This is a genomic window from Exiguobacterium sp. s56 (assembly GCF_018618255.1).
GTDB classification, from domain to species: Bacteria; Bacillota; Bacilli; order Exiguobacteriales; family Exiguobacteriaceae; genus Exiguobacterium; species Exiguobacterium chiriqhucha.
In genome coordinates this window covers 346964-365856 of record NZ_JACSLR010000001.1, presented here as the reverse complement: position 1 = coordinate 365856, position 18893 = coordinate 346964, and the positions used below count along the sequence as shown (strand labels likewise).

The 18893-nt window shown below is 52.7% G+C and carries 16 protein-coding genes; all 16 read right to left on the bottom strand.

All coding sequences use genetic code 11. The annotated features are described in order from the left end of the window. Positions 1-48 precede the first annotated feature (48 nt). The gene (locus KNP71_RS01880) at positions 49-768 is read right to left on the bottom strand and encodes a GntR family transcriptional regulator (RefSeq protein WP_021067171.1); all 720 of its coding nucleotides are present in this window, start codon (positions 766-768) and stop codon (positions 49-51) included. A 401-nt stretch (positions 769-1169) separates the two neighbouring features. Next, the gene (locus KNP71_RS01875; protein WP_214755817.1) at positions 1170-3347 is read right to left on the bottom strand and encodes a DNA translocase FtsK; all 2178 of its coding nucleotides are present in this window, start codon (positions 3345-3347) and stop codon (positions 1170-1172) included. A 62-nt stretch (positions 3348-3409) separates the two neighbouring features. Then, the gene (locus tag KNP71_RS01870) at positions 3410-5077 is read right to left on the bottom strand and encodes a ribonuclease J (protein ID WP_021067169.1); all 1668 of its coding nucleotides are present in this window, start codon (positions 5075-5077) and stop codon (positions 3410-3412) included. A 95-nt stretch (positions 5078-5172) separates the two neighbouring features. After that, positions 5173-5826: a M15 family metallopeptidase gene (locus tag KNP71_RS01865; protein WP_029595678.1), complete on the bottom strand. Its 654-nt coding sequence runs from the start codon at positions 5824-5826 to the stop codon at positions 5173-5175. After that, positions 5823-7076 carry a lipid II:glycine glycyltransferase FemX gene (locus KNP71_RS01860; RefSeq protein WP_214755815.1) on the bottom strand — a complete coding sequence of 418 codons (1254 nt, stop codon included), beginning with the start codon at positions 7074-7076 and terminating at the stop codon, positions 5823-5825. The genes KNP71_RS01865 and KNP71_RS01860 overlap by 4 nt, the downstream gene beginning before the upstream one ends. A 3-nt stretch (positions 7077-7079) precedes the next feature. Continuing rightward, positions 7080-8540, bottom strand: a complete 1461-nt coding sequence (locus KNP71_RS01855) for a UDP-N-acetylmuramoyl-L-alanyl-D-glutamate--2,6-diaminopimelate ligase (RefSeq protein WP_031200186.1) — start codon at positions 8538-8540, stop codon at positions 7080-7082. Between the two features lie 83 nt (positions 8541-8623). After that, the gene (locus KNP71_RS01850) at positions 8624-9841 is read right to left on the bottom strand and encodes a M16 family metallopeptidase (RefSeq protein ID WP_029595681.1); all 1218 of its coding nucleotides are present in this window, start codon (positions 9839-9841) and stop codon (positions 8624-8626) included. Between the two features lie 50 nt (positions 9842-9891). Next, positions 9892-12108 carry a polyribonucleotide nucleotidyltransferase gene (pnp, locus tag KNP71_RS01845; RefSeq protein ID WP_021067164.1) on the bottom strand — a complete coding sequence of 739 codons (2217 nt, stop codon included), beginning with the start codon at positions 12106-12108 and terminating at the stop codon, positions 9892-9894. 132 nt (positions 12109-12240) lie between these two features. Continuing rightward, positions 12241-12510, bottom strand: coding sequence for a 30S ribosomal protein S15 (rpsO, locus tag KNP71_RS01840; RefSeq protein ID WP_015881433.1), 270 nt, complete (start codon positions 12508-12510; stop codon positions 12241-12243). Positions 12511-12634: 124 nt separating this feature from the next. Beyond that, entirely contained in the window at positions 12635-13561 is a 927-nt protein-coding gene (locus KNP71_RS01835) for a bifunctional riboflavin kinase/FAD synthetase (protein WP_214829878.1), read from the bottom strand. Positions 13562-13576: 15 nt separating this feature from the next. Continuing rightward, positions 13577-14485 (bottom strand): tRNA pseudouridine(55) synthase TruB, encoded by a 909-nt coding sequence (gene truB, locus KNP71_RS01830; RefSeq protein ID WP_214755814.1) that lies wholly within the window; start codon positions 14483-14485, stop codon positions 13577-13579. A gap of 48 nt (positions 14486-14533) precedes the next feature. Beyond that, a complete protein-coding gene (gene rbfA, locus KNP71_RS01825; protein WP_021067161.1) occupies positions 14534-14884 on the bottom strand; it encodes a 30S ribosome-binding factor RbfA in 351 nt (116 codons plus the stop codon). An 18-nt stretch (positions 14885-14902) separates the two neighbouring features. After that, positions 14903-17137 (bottom strand): translation initiation factor IF-2, encoded by a 2235-nt coding sequence (infB, locus tag KNP71_RS01820; RefSeq protein WP_021067160.1) that lies wholly within the window; start codon positions 17135-17137, stop codon positions 14903-14905. 21 nt (positions 17138-17158) lie between these two features. Beyond that, positions 17159-17455, bottom strand: coding sequence for a YlxQ family RNA-binding protein (locus KNP71_RS01815; RefSeq protein ID WP_214829875.1), 297 nt, complete (start codon positions 17453-17455; stop codon positions 17159-17161). After that, entirely contained in the window at positions 17452-17730 is a 279-nt protein-coding gene (gene rnpM / locus KNP71_RS01810) for an RNase P modulator RnpM (RefSeq protein WP_165569410.1), read from the bottom strand. Before rnpM ends, KNP71_RS01815 begins: the two co-directional genes overlap by 4 nt. Continuing rightward, positions 17727-18893, bottom strand: a complete 1167-nt coding sequence (gene nusA, locus KNP71_RS01805; RefSeq protein ID WP_029595684.1) for a transcription termination factor NusA — start codon at positions 18891-18893, stop codon at positions 17727-17729. Before nusA ends, rnpM begins: the two co-directional genes overlap by 4 nt.

Genomic DNA, 18893 nt, shown 5'->3' with positions numbered 1-18893 from the left:
TTCACGCTGTTCCCCAAAAATAACCGTTTCCGGATAAAACGAACGTGCTTAGACGCGTTTGCGAACGACGTGGAAGTCGAAGCGGTCCGCTCGGAAAAAGTTCGCCGAATCGAGCAGCGGTAAGTCGCTCTCATCGTAATGCAATTGCTTTAATGCCAGTAACGGTTGGTCCGTTTGAAGTTGCGTCGAGATTTCCGCGTTCACACTCGGTTCGATGTGCGTGATCGCATAAGCGACCCGACGTCCTACCTCTTGTTCGAGCGCATCAAACAACGACTTACCTTCCGTCAACGCTTTAGGATTCGAGACGAGGTGGGCCGGAATTTTATCGACACAGTATACAACTGGTGTCTCGTCTGCATAACGAATCCGCACGATCCGATAAATCGGCGAGTTCGGTTCGATTTTCAGACGCTCAGCTTCTCTCTCGGTCGCTAGAACCTTTTCGGCCACCAATACTTTCGTTCCTGGTGTCATCTTGGCGCGCATGATCATGTCCGTGACACTGAACAGTTCTTCAATCCCTGAAGTGAACGGGGGTTTTGAACTGATAAATGTTCCGACGCCATGTTTCCGCACGACAAATTTCTCGTCTTCGAGGATACGAAGGGCTTCCCGGAGTGTCGCTCGACTGACTCCTAGTTGCTTCGACAACTCGAACTCTGAAGGAAGTTTCTCTCCTTCACGATAGACACCATCGTCGATATCTTGCTTGATTTTCTCAATCACGCGAAGATAGAGCAAGCGATGATCGAGCTTGATCGACATGGGCCTCACCACCTTTACCTATTCTAACCAGTGCTCAGACATCTGACGTATGAATGTCCTTGCCAATACTAAGTATAGGGATTCGAGAATTAGAACGCAATACTTTTTGTTCGGAATCAGGGAAATATTTTAAAGTGAAGGGATTATGTATACCTCTTAGTCTATAATACCTGTTGTGAAGCCGTTTGAAAAGAAAACGTAAAATGTAAACGGTATTAAAAAATGAAAGCGGTTCAACGATTTTAGTAGTATGTCTTAATGTCTCGAATAGGTCAGATGTGCTATATTAGTTCGTCTCAACATGACGTCGACCTCGATCATCACGTTTGAACAGGATTATCTGAAATTATATAAAAAACGAACGATTAGGATTTTTTATACCTAATCGTTCGTTTTAATGTTTAACCCTCTGGTTGGTTAATGAGCACTTTCCGCGGCTTTGAGCCTTCTGACGGCCCGACATATCCAGCCTGTTCGAGCGAATCGATCAATCGGGCGGCTCGATTATAACCGATGCGGAATCTTCGTTGAATCATCGAAGTGGAAGTCGTCTCTTGCGTCAAGATGAATTGAACGACTTCTTCAAACAATGAATCGTCCGAGTCGATCGTCGTGACTTCCTCTTCTTTCGGCATCATCGCCTCGACATACTGGGCCCGTTGTTGGGCGATGACGTGATTGACGACCGTCTCGACTTCTTGATCCGAGACGAACGCACCTTGGACACGAATCGGTTTGTTCATCCCGTTGGCGAGCATGAGCATGTCACCCCGTCCGAGCAGCTTTTCCGCACCGCCGCCGTCAAGAATCGTCCGGGAATCCGTTTGCGACGAGACCGCGAACGCGATCCGTGACGGGATGTTCGCTTTGATGACACCGGTGATGACATCGACCGATGGACGCTGCGTGGCAAGTACCATATGAATGCCGGCTGCCCGAGCCATCTGGGCGAGACGCATAATCGCGTCCTCGACGTCGTTCGAGGCGACCATCATCAAGTCGGCGAGCTCATCGACGATGACGACGATGAACGGCAGACGCTTCGCGTCCTCGTCATCCGACTTATCGACGAGTTCGTTATAGCCTTCGATGTTCCGGACTCCGTAGCGGCTGAACAGCTCATAGCGCCGCTCCATCTCGGCGACGACTTGTTTGAGCGCTTGGGCCGCTTTCTTCGGATCCGTCACGACCGGCGTCAATAAGTGTGGGACACCGTTATAGACGTTCAACTCGACCATTTTCGGGTCAATCATCATGAGCCGGACCTCATCAGGACGCGTCCGCATCAAGAGCGACACGATCATTCCGTTGATGCAGACCGATTTCCCCGAACCAGTCGAACCGGCGACGAGCAAATGCGGCATCTTGTTCAAGGCGATCGTCACCGTCTCACCGCTGATGCTGCGGCCCAATGCGACGAGGAGCGGCGACTGTTCCCGCTTGACCGGATCAGCTTCGAGCACTTCACGGAGACAGACCGGGGCCACTTCCTGGTTCGGCACTTCAATCCCGATGGCTGCTTTGCCCGGGATCGGTGCCTCGATGCGGATATCTTTCGCCGCGAGCGCGAGGGCAAGATCGTCACTGAGCGAGGTGATGCGGCTCACTTTGACCCCGATATCCGGTTGCAGTTCATATTTCGTCACGGTGGGCCCGAGATGAATCTTCAATACTTTCACGCCGACGCCGAACGATTTGAGCGTTTGGACGAGTTTTGTCGCATTCGCTTTCAAGCGGGCGTTCTCGCCGGACAAATCGGTCACGACCGGTTCACTGAGAATGGTGAACGTCGGAAGCTCATACGTATCCGATACATCCTGTGACGCCGTCATCATCATATCCTCGGTCGGCAGGTCGGTCACTTCTTCCGACGGGGCCGCCTCCTCCGTTTTCGGACGTTTCTCGGCGACGACTTTCTCGCTGAACCCGACGATCGGGATATCGTGCATCGTCACCGCATCCGCCTCAGGCTCCGCTTCGGCAGGTGTCGGTTCCACGACCTTTGCCGGGGCCGGGACAGCCTTCTGACGCTTCACAGGGGCCGGTTTGACCCGTTCCCGGTCGTGCCACTCTTGTTTGATGGCCGTGCCCGTCTCAAGCAGCCGCGAACCCATCGTCCGCCAAATCGTTGGCGACAATAGGGAAATCCCGACAATCATGCAGAGGGCGCCTAAAAAGACGATCCCGAAGTCAGAGAGCAAGTATTGGTTGAGTCGATAGAGCGCCCCGTTGACCTCGCCTCGTTCGGCCCCCCATACCAAGTCCCCGAACATGAGAAACGACGTGAACAACAATAGAATCCCGGTCCGTTGCATCGGGCGAAACTCATTTAAGAAGACGAGCAACGTGAACGCGATTGCCAAATACGTCAATGCCCCCCAGCCCCCGAATAACGTCGTCGCGAGAAGTGACGTCTGATTGCCGACCCATCCGAAATCGAACAGGGAAAAGATGAAGGCCGTAATCGACAGGACGAAGGCGATCCAGCCATATGTACGCAGTGGGATGGGCTGTTTTTTCGCACGTCTCGTCGTCGGTCGCTTCCGCTTCACCGGAGTTTTTCTCGTTTTTTGTGCCACCTTAGATTCCTCCTAAAAAAACAAGGCAAAAGTCTGATGACTTTTGCCTTAATCTCAATTCTTTAAATCTCCATGATGATCGGCAAGATCATCGGACGACGTTTCGTCTGCTCGTACAAATAGACGCTGAGCCGTTCGCGGATATTTGATTTCAACTCGGTCCAATCACTTCCAGCTTGGAGACTCTTCTCAATCTGTTTCGTGACGATGCGGTTCGCTTCTGAAATCATCTCTTCCGATTCACGCATATAGACGAATCCACGCGAGATGAGTTCAGGTCCTGAAATCAATTTCTTCTGTTTCCGGTTCAACGTGACGACACAGAGAACGACACCGTCTTGTGACAAGAGACGACGGTCACGGAGCACGATATTCCCGACGTCCCCGACACCGATTCCATCGATTAAGACGTTTCCAGCCGGCACTTTGCGGCTCATCCGGGCTTTGCGGCCCGTGAACTCAACGACATCTCCTTTTTCAACGATGAAGATGTTGTTCGACTTCACACCGACTTGCTCGGCGAGTTTCGAGTGGGCCATCTGCATCCGGTACTCCCCGTGAATCGGGAGGAAGTACTTCGGTTTGACGAGGTTCAACATGAGCTTGAGCTCTTCGGCCGAACCGTGTCCCGAGACGTGTACTTTGCGTTGGTTATAGATGACGTTGGCGCCTGAGCGGAAGAGCAGGTCAATCGTCTTCGAAACGGACTTCTCGTTCCCCGGAATCGGCGTCGCCGCGATGACGACCGTATCGTTCAGGCGGATGTTCACTTGTTTATGGGCGTTGCGCGCCATGCGCGTCAAGGCCGCCATCGGCTCACCTTGCGAACCAGTCGTCAAGATGACGACTTTGTTGTCAGGCAAGCGATTCACTTGTGAAAGCTCGACGAGCGTCTTCGGCTTGAAGCGCAAGTAGTTCAGCTTCTGGGCCACTTCGACGATATTGACCATGCTGCGGCCGACGACGGCCACTTTACGGTCGTTCGCTTCGGCTGCCGCGAACACTTGTTGCAGACGGTGCACGTTCGAGGCGAATGACGCGACGATGACGCGGCCTTCGGCTTGATAGATGACGTCGTTCAACTCGGCACCGACGAGCGATTCCGAACCGGTTTGACCCGGACGTTCCGCGTTCGTCGAATCCGACAAGAGGCAAAGGACGCCCCGTTGGCCGATTGCCGCCAACTTGTTGAAGTCTGACTGTTTCCCATCGACCGGTGTGTAGTCAAACTTGAAGTCGCCCGTGTGAACGATGGCGCCTTGTGACGTTTGGATACAGACCCCGACACAATCCGGGATCGAGTGGTTGACGCGGAAGAAAGTGATGAAATGATCAGCGATAGTCAATTTCGTTTTGGCGTCAATCAATCGGAGGTCGACTTCTTTCAATAAGCCAGCCTCTTTCAATTTGAGCTCGATTAAACCGAGCGTCAATTTCGTCCCATATACGGGAACGTGTTTCAAATCACGGAGTACGTAGCTGAGCCCACCGATATGGTCTTCGTGACCGTGTGTGATGAAAATCGCGCGTACCCGATCTTTATTTTCTTTCAAATACGTAATGTCCGGGATGACGATATCAATCCCGAGCATCTCATCGCCTGGGAACATAAGGCCGGCATCGATGACGAAGATGTCGTCGTCTAGTTCCACGACGTACATGTTCTTCCCGATTTCGCCTACGCCTCCAAGCGCAAAGACGCTAACGTTCTCTGTCTTCTTCTTTGACACTAACAAAAACCTCCTAGATGTTGCATATTCTGTTTCGTCCACTTATCGCTACTGAATATTGTATCGGAAAACTGCTGATATGCCAACATTTCCGTTCAATCGACGAGAGGTTTCATCACATCGGCAAGCGGCATCGTCGCTTTGTCATCCGGACGTTTCCCGGAAGCGAGCTGACGAATCGACAAACCGAAGTCCATTTGTAAGTGTGGGTAATCCGGAAAACTTCTCCAATCCCCGCCCCATTCGAAGCCGAGCGCCTTGCCGAGCTCCCCTAGTTCTTGCCAATCCGGTTCATCCGACCGATTGTGGTCCGACTCCAAATCATAGTCGGCGCGGTTGTTGTGAATGATGACGAAGTCGACGGCAAGGCCATAGTTATGGTAGCTCTCACCTGCTTTGGCGTTCGTCACGACTTGACCTGGTTTCGAGCGACCTTGGGCGTACAGGGCGTTCTGCTCATCGGCTGAACGGTATCCTGACGTCAGGCGAACCTCGAGACCGAGGCACGAATAGGCTAGCCGCACGAACGATTCACTCCGCTCCCGTACGTGCGGATGCAGTTTGGCGAACGCCTTCTCGCTACGCTCGACGATGACCGCTTCCGAGCGCGAGTTGCGCTCACACATCCCCGACTCGAACGTCGGTTCATCGACCCATGGCATCGGCCCCGGACGTGACAACGTATACGCTAAAAAGATTCCGACTAAAAAAGCCGTCATCGCGAACGTCAAGACGCCGGTCCATTTCATCGGCGCAACCGTTTACGGAGTCCTTTGACGAGCGGTAATCCTGTTTCAAGGGCGAAATAGAGCGGACGATTCAAGACGAGATCGAACTCGCCAACCTTCTCGATCATATCGCTACCCCAACCTGATTTGAACGCATACAGACCCGCATACTCATCATCGGCGTCGGTTCTGCCCGATACGCCACCGAAATCATAGCGTTCGGCCCCGCTCGCCTTGGCCGCTTGCATCATCGTCCATTGCATGAGGTGGTTCGGCATGAAGTCACGGAACTCGTTCGAAGACGCACCGTACAAGTAATACGAGCGTCGTCCGGCTAACGTCAACAGACCGCCCGATAAGACGAGCCCGTTCGGGTACTTGTCGTGCAACTCGTTCAGTTCCGGCAACGCAGCTTTAATCTTTTCAATCTGTTCGCCCGTCTGCTTTTGACGGTTCAACAGACTTGTCCGTTTCTTCTCGACCGTCTCCGTCTCGAGGGAACGTTCAATCTTGCCGAGGTCACGTTCGGCTTTTTCGAGCGTGGCCATCTGTTGGTCGAGCGCGAGCTTCGGTTCGAGTTTCGTCAAGAACAGACGCGCGTCCCCTGGCTGCAGGCAATCGTATAAGTTCTCGAAGTAATCAAGGCCGCGGATGGCAAAGCCGTCCCGCTCGCCTGTCACTTTCATCAACTCCGCGAACGTCTGGAGACCATCGCGACCGACTTCCGTGCAGACGATTCCTTTTCGTTCTGCCAAACGCACGTTATAGCGGAACTTATGATGGAACTTGCCAAAAATCTCTTTCTCGCTCGGACGCAAGTCCGTCTCCATCGTGAACCGCGGCTGGGCGTAATCGAACCCGCCGCCGTATCCTTTATGGCTAAAACCGAGGCTAGCCATTTCCGTCAACAGGCCTGGCACTTCGTCTCGGTCGATATTTGGATCGATTTTCACGGTGATTGCTTTATTCGCTTTGGCGACCCGTTTCGCTTCTTCGGTCAACGCGGTCAACGAAGCCACATCGTCATAGTCGACGACGAAACCGCGTGGCGCGTAGCAAAGCGTGAACGGGAGTTTAGGTACGCGTTTGAACAAGAGTAATGCGACCCCGCTCGTCACATCACCGGTCGCGACGGCGATCCGCTCGGCGAACCAGCCGTTTTGTCGTTTGACGTTGGCCCAACTTGAGAGTTGAAGCAAATCCCCACGGTCATGTGTTTTGACGAACTCGTCATGCTCTTTTTCTGTCAAGGTGATCGGTTGTACTGCCATAAATCATGATTCCTCCGTCTTCAAAATTGTCGCTCGGACGATCGCTTCTTCATCTAGCGGAATTTTCTCATTGCCAATGATTTGATATTTCTCATGTCCTTTGCCGGCCAGGACGACGATGTTATCGGACTCGGCCAATTTGGCCGCGTAGCGGACCGCCTCTTCGCGGTCCCCGATTTCAACGAAATTGTCGTGGGTCATCCCGGCAGCGATGCCGCTCGTGATTGAGTCGTAGGCTTCAAAGCGTGGATCGTCCGTCGTGATGACGACCGTTCCCGCATACTTCGAGGCCATCTCTCCCATCGTCGGTCGCTTCGTAACGTCACGATTTCCGCCTGTCCCGATTAAGAACACAATCTTCTCTTTCGGCACGCCGACGAGCGACTTCAAGCATTGCTCGATACCGTCGGGCGTGTGGGCGTAATCCGCATAGACGTTATAGCCCGGCACATCGAGGCGTTGCATCCGCCCTTTGGCCGGATGGATCGCTTCGAGCGCCTGGACGATTTCGGGCAAGCGATAGCCTGCCGCGAGCAGGCAACCTGTCGCGAGCAAGATGTTATACACGTTGAAGCGGCCGATGAATTGAACCGTCAACGGATGGCGTTCGCCTTGATAGTTGAGGCAAAAGCTCGTCTCTGACAGCGTCTGAACGATATCTGATGCCGTCACGTCTGCCATCGCGTCAATCGCATAAGTAATTACTCGCGCCCCTGTCATCGTCTCATACAGCTTGCTGTACGGGTCGTCTGCGTTCAGTACGGCGACCTTGTGACGTGACGCCATCTGTCCGAGCTGTGCGAACAGTAGGCCTTTCGCTCGCGCATAGTTCTCGAACGTACCGTGGAAATCGAGATGGTCGTGCGTCAAGTTCGTGAATCCGACGATATCAAAGTCCGTCCCGATGACACGGCCGAGTTCGAGTCCGTGCGATGACACTTCCATCATCACATCGGTCACGCCTTCTGCGTGCATCCGGGCGAGCAACTGTTGTAGCTCCGAGCTTTGCGGTGTCGTATTTTTACTTGGGACGACCGTATCGTTGATGCGGACCTCGACCGTGCCGATCAATCCGGTGCTATGACCGAGCTCGGTGAGGACGTCGCGCAAAATCGTCGTTGTCGTCGTCTTGCCGTTCGTCCCCGTGATCCCGAACAGACGCATCTGTTCAGACGGATACTGATAGAACGCCGACGCTAAGAGGCCGACCGATCGTGTGCTGTCGCGCACGATTAAGTTCGGTACGCTTAACGAGAGCGGACGCTCGCTGACGACGGCTACGGCCCCTTTGCTGACCGCCAATTCGGCATAGTCATGGCCGTCGACCGTATAGCCTTTGATGGCGACGAACAGCGTCCCAGGGACGACTTCTCTCGAGTCGGTCGTCACATGGGTCACTGGGATGGCTTGTAAGTTTGGTTGATTAATCAATTGAATGTGTTTAGCTAAATCCGTTAAGTTCAAGTCTTTCCCTTCTTTCACCTGTTCCTGTCCAAAGTAAAGAATACCTCTTAATCAGTGTAGAGAACTTACAATTCGGTTTCAAGTCAGTCTTCGGACGGAAGGACATAAGATTTGGCAGGGGCGTGGCTGAGCACCTCTCTGATTAAGGCGTTGACACCATGCACATCGATGCGATCGATTTTATCGAGCACCTCATTCAAGTCCTCGACATCGTCGAGCAGGACGAGGTTTCGACCGTTTCGGTTCATGCGGGCACTCGTACTCTCATTCCCGAGGACGAGCGAGCCTTTCAATTGGCGCTTGCCTTTCTCGACTTCCTCGTCGGACAATCCGTCCGCAATCAACGTCTCGAGTTCGCGCGTCATAATCGTCTCGACTTGGGCGAGCGTATCCGGAGATGTCCCGATATAGATGGTGAACGTCCCGTGGTCATCGAACGTCGTGTAGTACGAGTAAATCGAGTATGCCAGCCCCTCTTCTTCTCGAATCGACTGAAAAAGACGTGATGACATCGTGGCCCCGATGGCATTGTTCATCAAGGCCAAATGCGGCAGACGGTCATCTTTGGCGGCAATCGCCTCAAAGTTCCAACAGAGGTGTGCTTGCTCTGTCTCTTTCTGTTTTTTCATCACGTCACTGTATAAAATCGGAGTCGTCGATTCTTTCGGAGATTCCCCTGATGGGAGGTCGGCAAACCTTGTCTTGACCGCCTCAATCAATTCATCGGTCACATGCCCGGCGATTGAAACGACGACACGATTGCCCGTGTACGTCGAAGCGACGTAACGGAGCAGTTGGTCCCGCGATAGGCTGAGGACGCTCGCTTCCGTCCCGAGAATCGGTTCGGCAAGGATGTCGTCCTTATAGACGGCTTTCGCGAGCAGCTCGTGGACGAGGTCTTCCGGTGTGTCCTCATACATTTTAATTTCTTCTAAGACGACCCGCTTCTCTTTCTCGAGCTCCGTCTCATCAAATAACGAATCGAACAGCATGTCGGCGAGCGCATCGAACGCGATGACCGCGTGCTCGTCAAGCGTCTTCACGTAATAGCACGTATGATCTTTCGACGTGAACGCGTTGACGCTACCCCCGAGCTCATCGAAGAACGACGCGATTTCTTTTGCCGTTCGCGTCTTCGTCCCTTTAAATAACATATGTTCAATCAAATGGCTGATGCCGATCTCGGTCATGTCTTCGGTCCGAGTTCCGGCTTTGATAAAGACACCGGTCGACGTGCTACGGACATCCGCCATCGGCTCAATCACGATGCGGACGCCGTTGTCTAATGTGATCCATTCCATGTTATCACTCCTATGAAAAAGGCCATCGCACCAGACGATGGCCATCATGATTAGTTTGTCGAGCGTGGCGGACGACGGTCTCCGTCACGACGCGGCGGACGGCTGTCACGTGGTGGACGGCTTTCGCGCTGCGCTTTACGTTTTGCTTCGTATGCTTCACGTTCTTCCGGTGATAATCCTTCAAGGATGAGTACTTTGTGTGAGGCATTGACTCGGCCTTTGTCGTCAATCTCCGTCACACGGACTTTGATTGTATCGCCGAGTTTAACGACGTCTTCCACGTTCGCGACACGCTCTAAGCTGAACTCAGAGACGTGGACGAGCGCGTCTTTCCCTTTGAACAATTCGACGAACGCGCCGAACTTCTCGATGCGGCGGACCGTTGCATCGAACTCTTCGCCGACGACGACTTCACGGACGATGTCGCCGATGAGGGCCATCGCCATATCGATGCCATCTTGATCGGTCGACGCGATGAAGACCGTTCCGTCTTGCTCGATATCGATTTTGACGCCCGTTTGGTCGATGATGCTGTTAATCATCTTCCCGCCCGGTCCAATCACATCGCGGATCTTATCCGGATTGATCGTCATCGTCACGATTTTCGGTGCATACTTCGACAACTGCGGACGCGGTGCGTCGAGCGTCTCAAGCATATGATTCAAGATGTGGAGACGGCCTGAACGTGCTTGTTCGAGTGCCTCTTCCAAAATCTCACGCGTGATTCCGGCGATTTTGATATCCATTTGGAGCGCCGTGATCCCGTCTTTCGTTCCAGCGACTTTGAAGTCCATGTCACCGAGGTGATCTTCGAGTCCTTGGATGTCCGTGAGAACCGTGTAATGTTCGCCTTCCATGATGAGACCCATCGCAATCCCGGCAACCGGTGCCTTGATTGGAACCCCTGCATCCATGAGAGCGAGTGTCGAGCCACAGATTGACGCCTGTGAACTTGAACCGTTCGACTCGAGTACTTCCGAGACGAGACGAATCGTGTACGGGAAGTCGGCTTCTTTCGGGATGACCGGAAGCAACGCACGTTCTCCGAGAGCACCGTGACCGATTTCACGACGACCTGGCGCACGCACCGGACGAGCTTCTCCGACCGAGAACGGCGGGAAGTTGTAATGGTGCATGAAGCGCTTGTTCTCTTCGAGACCGATGCCGTCGATGATTTGAGCATCTCCGATGACGCCGAGTGTCGCCACCGACATGACTTGTGTTTGTCCACGTGTGAACAACCCAACGCCATGGGCGCGTGGCAATAAGCCCGTTTCCGACGCAAGTGGACGGATGACTTCCGGGCGACGACCGTCCGGACGAACTTTATCGACCGTGATGAGACGGCGAACTTCATCTTTGACAAATTTGTTCAAGATGCCAGACACTTCTTTCAACTTGGCCGGCTCGTCGACAAGGCGCTCTTCGTAGATGGCGACGTACTTGGCAATCACTTCGTTGATTGCTGCATCACGCGCATGCTTCTCTTCGACTTGAACCGCAGCGTTGATTTCTGGACGAGCTGCTTCGAGCTCAGCCGTCAAGGCGTCATCAAATTTCGACACCGTGTATTCGAACTTCGGTTTCCCGACAGCTTCGACGATTTCCGTTTGGAAAGCGACCAATTTCTTGATTTCTTCATGACCGAACAAGATTGACTCGAGCATGACGTCTTCCGGTACTTCGTTGGCGCCTGCTTCAACCATGTTGATTGCAGTTGCCGTTCCGGCGACTTGGAGTTCGAGGTCTGTCTGTTCGAGCTGAGCCGTCGTCGGGTTGACGACGAACTCACCGTTGACGCGTCCGACTGTCGCACCGGCGATCGGGCCATCGAACGGGATGTCTGAAATCGAGAGTGCGATTGACGTTCCGAGCATACCGGCCATCTCAGCTGGGCAGTCCGGGTCGTTCGACATGACGTAAATCATCACTTGGATATCATGACGGAAGCCATCCGGGAAAAGCGGACGGATCGGACGGTCGATGAGGCGCGATGTCAAAATCGCGTTCTCCCCAGGACGACCTTCCCGACGGAGGAAACCTCCTGGAATTTTACCGACCGAGTATAATTTTTCTTCATAGTTGACCGTGAGCGGGAAGAAATCTAAATCCTTCGGCGCTTTCGATGCTGTGACCGTGGCGAGCACGACCGTGTCCCCATAACGGACGAGTGCCGAGCCGTTTGCTTGTTTCGCAAGTTGCCCGACTTCTACAGACAGCGGACGCCCGCCCCATTCTGTAGAAAATACTTGTTTCGTACCTAACATGAACATTCTCCTCTCAAACCTTATCTAGTTTATTATGTAACTCATTCATATGAATGTCTAATGATTTTCCTCCTAAAAAAGAAGAAACGGACTAGGAACAAGTGTCCCAGCCCGTCACATGGTCCGTTCGGATTAACGACGGAGACCAAGGCGTTGAATCAATTCACGGTAACGTGTAACGTCCTTGTTACGAAGGTACGTAAGCAAGTTACGGCGACGTCCAACCATTTTCAAAAGACCGCGACGTGAGTGGTGGTCTTTCTTGTGTGTACGAAGATGATCGTTTAAAGTGTTGATTTGTTCAGTCAATACTGCAACTTGAACTTCCGGTGAACCAGTGTCACCTTGTTTTGTCGCGTATTCCGCGATGATTTCGTTCTTACGTTCTTTTGAGAGTGCCATTGCCTCTCCACCTCCATTTAATAGAAAATTGCCGCGTTGCCGAGCCGACGTTGGTGAATCGATCAGCCAAGCGAAGCGGTGTACTTTGCGTACCAAAATAGGATACCGTACCACCCATCCAAAGTCAAGACAGGATTGCCCGAGCGGCCGTCTCATCTTGCTTGAGTTGGGCGATGAGCGAGTCGAGTCCGTCGAACGCCCGCTCGTCCCGTAAATAGTGCATCCATTCGATTTCGATCAATTGTCCGTATAAATCTTCCGAGAAGTCGAACAAGTGGCTCTCGATTGAGACGTCACCGGTCGCATAGAACGTCGGCCGCCGACCGACGTTCGTCATCGCGTCGAACGTCCGACCGTCCTGAAGCCGTACACGCGTCGCGTAGACGCCTAGACGCGGCATGACATACGATGCGTCCATGACGACGTTCGCCGTCGGGTAGCCGATCGTCCGGCCTCGGGCGTCACCGTGGATGACTTCCCCGCAGATAACGTACGGCGTACCGAGCAATTTGCTCGCCACATCGACATCACCGGCACCGAGCAACTGACGAATCCGCGTCGACGACACTTTTTCGCCGCCGCTCGTCTGTTCGGCGACGACCGAGGTCGTGAAGCGACCGCGCGCATGATACGGCAGCGTCTCCATCGTCCCCTCGCCGAATTTACCGTACGAGTAGTCAAAACCTGCCGTCACATGGACCGCACCGGCACCAATCAAATAGTCATCCACGAACTGTTGTGGCGACAGGCTCGCCAACTCTTTCGTGAACGTGATGACGATGCACCGTTCGACACCGAGTGCGGCAATCCGGTTCAATTTCCGCTGGAGCGGTGTGATGTAACGGACCGCATCCGGTTTGTTCGATAACACTTGTTTCGGGTGCGGGTCGAACGTGATGACGGTCACGGGCACGTCAAGCTGTTTTGCTTGCGCCTGCGCATGCCGAATCACGGCCTGATGTCCGGTGTGGACGCCGTCAAAAAATCCGAGCACCATGACCGAAGGGACCAGGTCTGGTGTCTCAGGATACGTCAGATGGATTGTTTCCATACTTCAATCTCCCCTTTAGTCGATAGTCAACATGACCTCGACAGTTGCGTCTGTTGTTCCGTCAAGCCGTCGATAGAGGGCAAGTGGAATTCCTTCTTCATTATAGACAGTAAACAGTTCAAATTCGAGCGAGACGTCGTTCAAACGACCTCCGTTTCGAATATACCGTTCTCGATTGGCTGGAATCGTCATGGCCGGCCAACGTTTGATGACCTCTTCGAGCGGGATGAGGTGGTTCATTCGTTCCTCGACCGTTTCGAGGTCGGCCAGTTGCTGCAACGTGACGGCGGCCGTTTCCTCAAACGAACCAGACCGGGTCCGCCGTAAGTCGCTCATATGGGCCGGATAGCCGAGCTGCTCCCCGATTTGAACGGCGAGCGTCCGGATGAACGTCCCTTTGCCACACTCGACGTCGACACGGAAACGGCAGACACCGTCTTCGATGACCGGCTCATTCGTCCGGACGAGGCGATGAATCTCGACGATGCGGCGCGGTCGGTCCACCGTCTGACCTTTTCGGGCGTATTCGTACAATTTCTTACCGTTCACTTTGACAGCAGAGAAGTAAGGCGGGATTTGCTCGATTTTTCCTGTCAGCTTCTCAAGGACACGATCGATGTCCGCAGCGGTGAACACCTCGGGACCGACTTCACGCGTCTCGACCACCTCGCCATGGGCGTCCTCCGTCATCGTCGCTGTTCCGATTGTAATCTCGGCGGCGTACCGTTTGCCTTCATCGGTCAGAAAACGAGACAGCTTTGTCGCCCGTCCGAGGCAAATCGGTAGGACACCGGTCACTTCCGGGTCCAGCGTGCCGGTATGTCCGACTTTTTTCGTTTGGAACAATTTACGGAGCTTGAACACACAGTCGTGGCTCGTCATGCCGCTCTCTTTATCTAAAATCAATACGCCAGTTGGTTCCATCTGAATTCCTCCCATCAAAAAAGGGGAGACGCGAGTCCCCCCTTCAATTTATTGGTCGTTCCGATTTAAGTCACGAATCAATGAATCGATATGGCTACCATATGCGACCGATGAATCGTATTCGAACGACAATTCTGGCGTTTTCCGAAGACGGATGCGGCTCCCGATCTCGCGGCGAATAAATGCGCTCGCCTTATCAAGACCAGCTTGCGTTTCAGCCTTCACCGTGGCGTCGTCTCCGAGCACCGTGTAGTAGGCTGTCGCTTGCTGCAAGTCTCCCGTCACATCAACGCTCGTGATTGTAGCGTTCTTCGTACGTGGGTCGTTGACTTCACGGAGCAAGATATCTGTAATCTCTTTACGCATCTGCTCTGCGACGCGTTGGGCACGAATGTTCATACGTGTTCCCTCCTCGCTTTATTTACGTTCGACTTCTTTCATGATGAACGCTTCAATAACGTCCTCCACTTTGATGTCGTCGAACTTCTCTACTTTAATCCCACACTCGTAACCTGTCGCGACTTCTTTGACGTCGTCTTTGAAACGGCGAAGCGTATCGAGTTTTCCTTCGTACACAACAATCCCGTTACGGATGATGCGGACGCCGGCGTCGCGTGAGATTTTACCTTCTGTGACGTAACAGCCGGCAATCGTACCGACTTTCGAGACTTTAAAGACGTCACGGACTTCAACTTGTCCTGTGATTTCTTCAACGAACTCAGGGTCGAGCATCCCTTTCATCGCGCTTTCGATTTCATCGATTGCGTTATAGATGATGCGGTGCAGACGCATTTCAACATGCTCTTGCTCGGCCATCGACCGGGCGTTACCATCTGGGCGAACGTTGAATCCGATGATGATCGCATTTGCCGCCGAAGCGAGAATGACGTCACCTTCTGTGATTGCACCGACACCTTGGTGGACGATGTTGATTTTAACGCCTGCGACGTCGATTTTACGGAGTGAACCAGCGAGTGCTTCAGCCGAACCTTGAACGTCTGCTTTGATGATGACGTTCAAATCTTTGACTTCGCCTTCTTGAATGCGGCTGAACAAGTCATCAAGACTAACTTTAGCCGATTCGCGACGCTGTGATTCGAGGTAACGTTGGTAACGTTTTTCTCCGATTGCACGTGCTTTCTTCTCATCTTCAAACACGATGAACTGGTCACCCGCTTGTGGGACATCGTTCAATCCTGTAATTTCGATTGGCGTCGATGGACCGACTTCTTTCACACGACGACCGATATCGTTGACCATGGCCCGGACGCGTCCGAACGTGCTACCGACGACGATTGAGTCACCGATCCGGAGTGTCCCGTGTTGAACGAGAAGCGTGGCGACAGGACCGCGGCCTTTGTCGAGCTTCGCTTCGATGACCGAACCGCGAGCTGGCATTTTAGGCGTCGACTTGTACTCTTCGACTTCAGAAACGAGCAAGATCATCTCGAGCAACTCATCGATTCCTTCGTCTTTCAAAGCTGAGATCGGTACGAAAATCGTTTCGCCGCCCCACTCTTCCGGTACAAGACCGAACTCTGTCAATTCTTGTTTGACGCGGTCAGGGTTTGCGCCTTCTTTATCCATTTTGTTCACAGCGACGATAATCGGCACGTTTGCCGCTTTCGCATGTGAGATGGCTTCTTCTGTCTGTGGCATGACGCCGTCATCCGCTGCGACAACGATAATCGCGATATCCGTCACTTCGGCTCCACGAGCACGCATCGTCGTAAAGGCGGCGTGACCTGGTGTATCGAGGAACGTGATCTTTTTATCGTTGACTTCAACTTGATAAGCACCGATGTGCTGCGTGATTCCGCCGGCTTCACCAGCAACGACTTTCGTGTTGCGGATCGAGTCAAGGAGTGTTGTCTTACCGTGGTCGACGTGACCCATGATTGTGACGACAGCTGGACGCTCAACAAGCTCATACTCAGAGAAGTCGATTTCTACTTCTTCAAAGTCCGTCTCATCGATGAGTACTTCTTTCTCAACTTCATAACCGAATTCAGTTGCAAGCAACTCAATCGTCTCGTCATCAAGTGTTTGGTTGATTGTCGCCATGACACCAAGACCCATCAACTTCATGATGATCTCGTTTGGCTTTTTATCCATCTTCGCAGCGAGGTCCGATACGCTGAGTACATCATCGTACTTGATGACGTTGCCCATTTCAGACTCTTGCGCTAAACGAGCTGCTTTACGCTGACTCGTTTTCGAATTTGGATCCGCTTCTAATGGCACGGCTGCTTTTGCAGGCTTGCCTTTGAATTTACCACCGCGCTTTTTGTTGCGGTTGTCATTGCGGTTGTTGCCGAAACGGTTGCCACCACGGTTGCCCGCTTGGTTGCTTTGACCGCCAGACGCTTGTGGGCGTGCTTTCGGTGCTTCTTGCTTGGCAGCAGGTTTCGCGTCAGCCGGTTTTGACTCGGCAGACTTCGTTTCAGCTGGTTTCGTTGCAGCTGGCTTTTCTTGCTTGTCAGCCGAACGGTATTTCTCAGGATTGAAGACACGGTCGAGTTGCTTGACCGACTCCTCATCTAAGACAGCCATGTGGTTTTTTACTGGCTTGTTCATTTTCTCGAGCTGAGTAATGACTTGTTTACTTGTTACATTCTGTTCTTTTGCAAATTCATAGACGCGTTTTCCCAAAGCATCCACCTCCGTTAATAGTTAAGAGAGAAGTTGCTTAAGCTTGTTCGCAAATCCGGATTCTGTCACAGACACGACGACTCGCATGTCTTTACCTAAAGCAGCCCCGATTGTATATCGGTCGCTCACTTCAATCAATGGAACACCATACGATGTACACTTGTCGGTAACCCGTTTTCTCGTAGACGCTCCTGCATCTCCGGCAAGGATGACAAGCTTGGCTCGGCCAGCTCGTACATCCTTCAACACAAACTCTTCTCCCATCGTTATTTTCCTCGCACGTGCGGCAAGGCCTAACAATGATTCCCACTGACTCATGATTCGGCTCCTGTGACAGCTTGAAGCAGCTGCTCATAAAGCGCGTCACTCGTCTTGACTTTTAAATGATGATCGAGTGTCCGTTTTTTCTCTGCTAAACGAATCACATCCGCATCTTTCGACAAATACGCTCCACGTCCGTTCAATTTACCGGACGTATCGATGACGACGTCACCTTCCGGCGTCCGAACGACACGAATCAACGCTTGTTTCGGTAACATTTCTTGCGTGACCACACATTTGCGCAAAGGAAGTTTCTTTTGCTTCATGGTCATTCCTCTTCTTTCACCGTTGTCGGCTCGAGGGCGACGTCAACCGAGTCAGTCTGTTCCACTTCATTGTGAACAATTTCTGGCTCCGGTTCAACTTTTTCGGCGTACGTATCATACAAGTCCATGCTTTCTGCATCGGTCTCGCTCTTAATATCGATTTTCCATCCCGTCAACTTAGCGGCAAGACGGGCGTTTTGACCGCGTTTCCCGATGGCGAGTGACAATTGATAGTCTGGCACAACGACCGTCGTCGATTTATTCGGTTCATTGACGTACACGTCAACGACTTGAGCCGGGCTGAGTGCGTTTTTCACGAACTCTTTCGGGTCGTTCGACCAACGTACGATATCGATTTTCTCACCGTTGAGCTCATCGACGATTGTTTGGACACGTTGCCCTTTCGGACCGACACAAGCGCCGACTGGATCGACGATGTCTGAATGAACAGCAATCTTCGAGCGATCACCCGCTTCGCGTGAGACCGACATGACGTCGACCGTTCCGCTCGCGATTTCTGGCACTTCGAGCTCGAACAGACGACGCAACAGACCTGGATGCGTCCGCGAGACTTGAATGGCTGCGCCAGACCCTTTCGTCGTCGAATCGACTTTTGTGACATACACCTTGATGCGGTCATGAATCTGGTACGATTCATTTGGCATCTGCTCGTTCGGTGTGAGCACCGCTTCGATATTGTTTTCAAGACCGATATACAAGTTGCGTGGGTCGAACCGTTCCACAATCCCCGTCATGATCTCGTCTTCTTTATCGACGAAGTGGTTATAGATGCGCTCGCGCTCGGCTTCCCGCATCTTTTGCGTGACGACTTGTTTGGCTGTCATCGCTGCGACGCGACCGAAGTCGCTCGGTGTGACTTCTTCTTTATGGAAGTCCCCTAACTCATAGTTCGGGTCAATCTCATGCGCTTCTTCGAGCGACAATTGTTGCTCGGGATGCGAGAGACGTTCAACGACTTCGAGAAGTGCGAAGACACGAATATCACCGGTCACTTGGTCGAATTCAACTTTTACGTTTTCATTCGGGTTGGCGACGTTTCGGCGGTATGCCGAAATGAGCGCCTGCTCAAGTGCATCGATGATAATCTCCTTCTCGATTCCTTTTTCGTTAGCAATCTGTTCGATTGTTGTGAGTAATTGTGGCCCCAT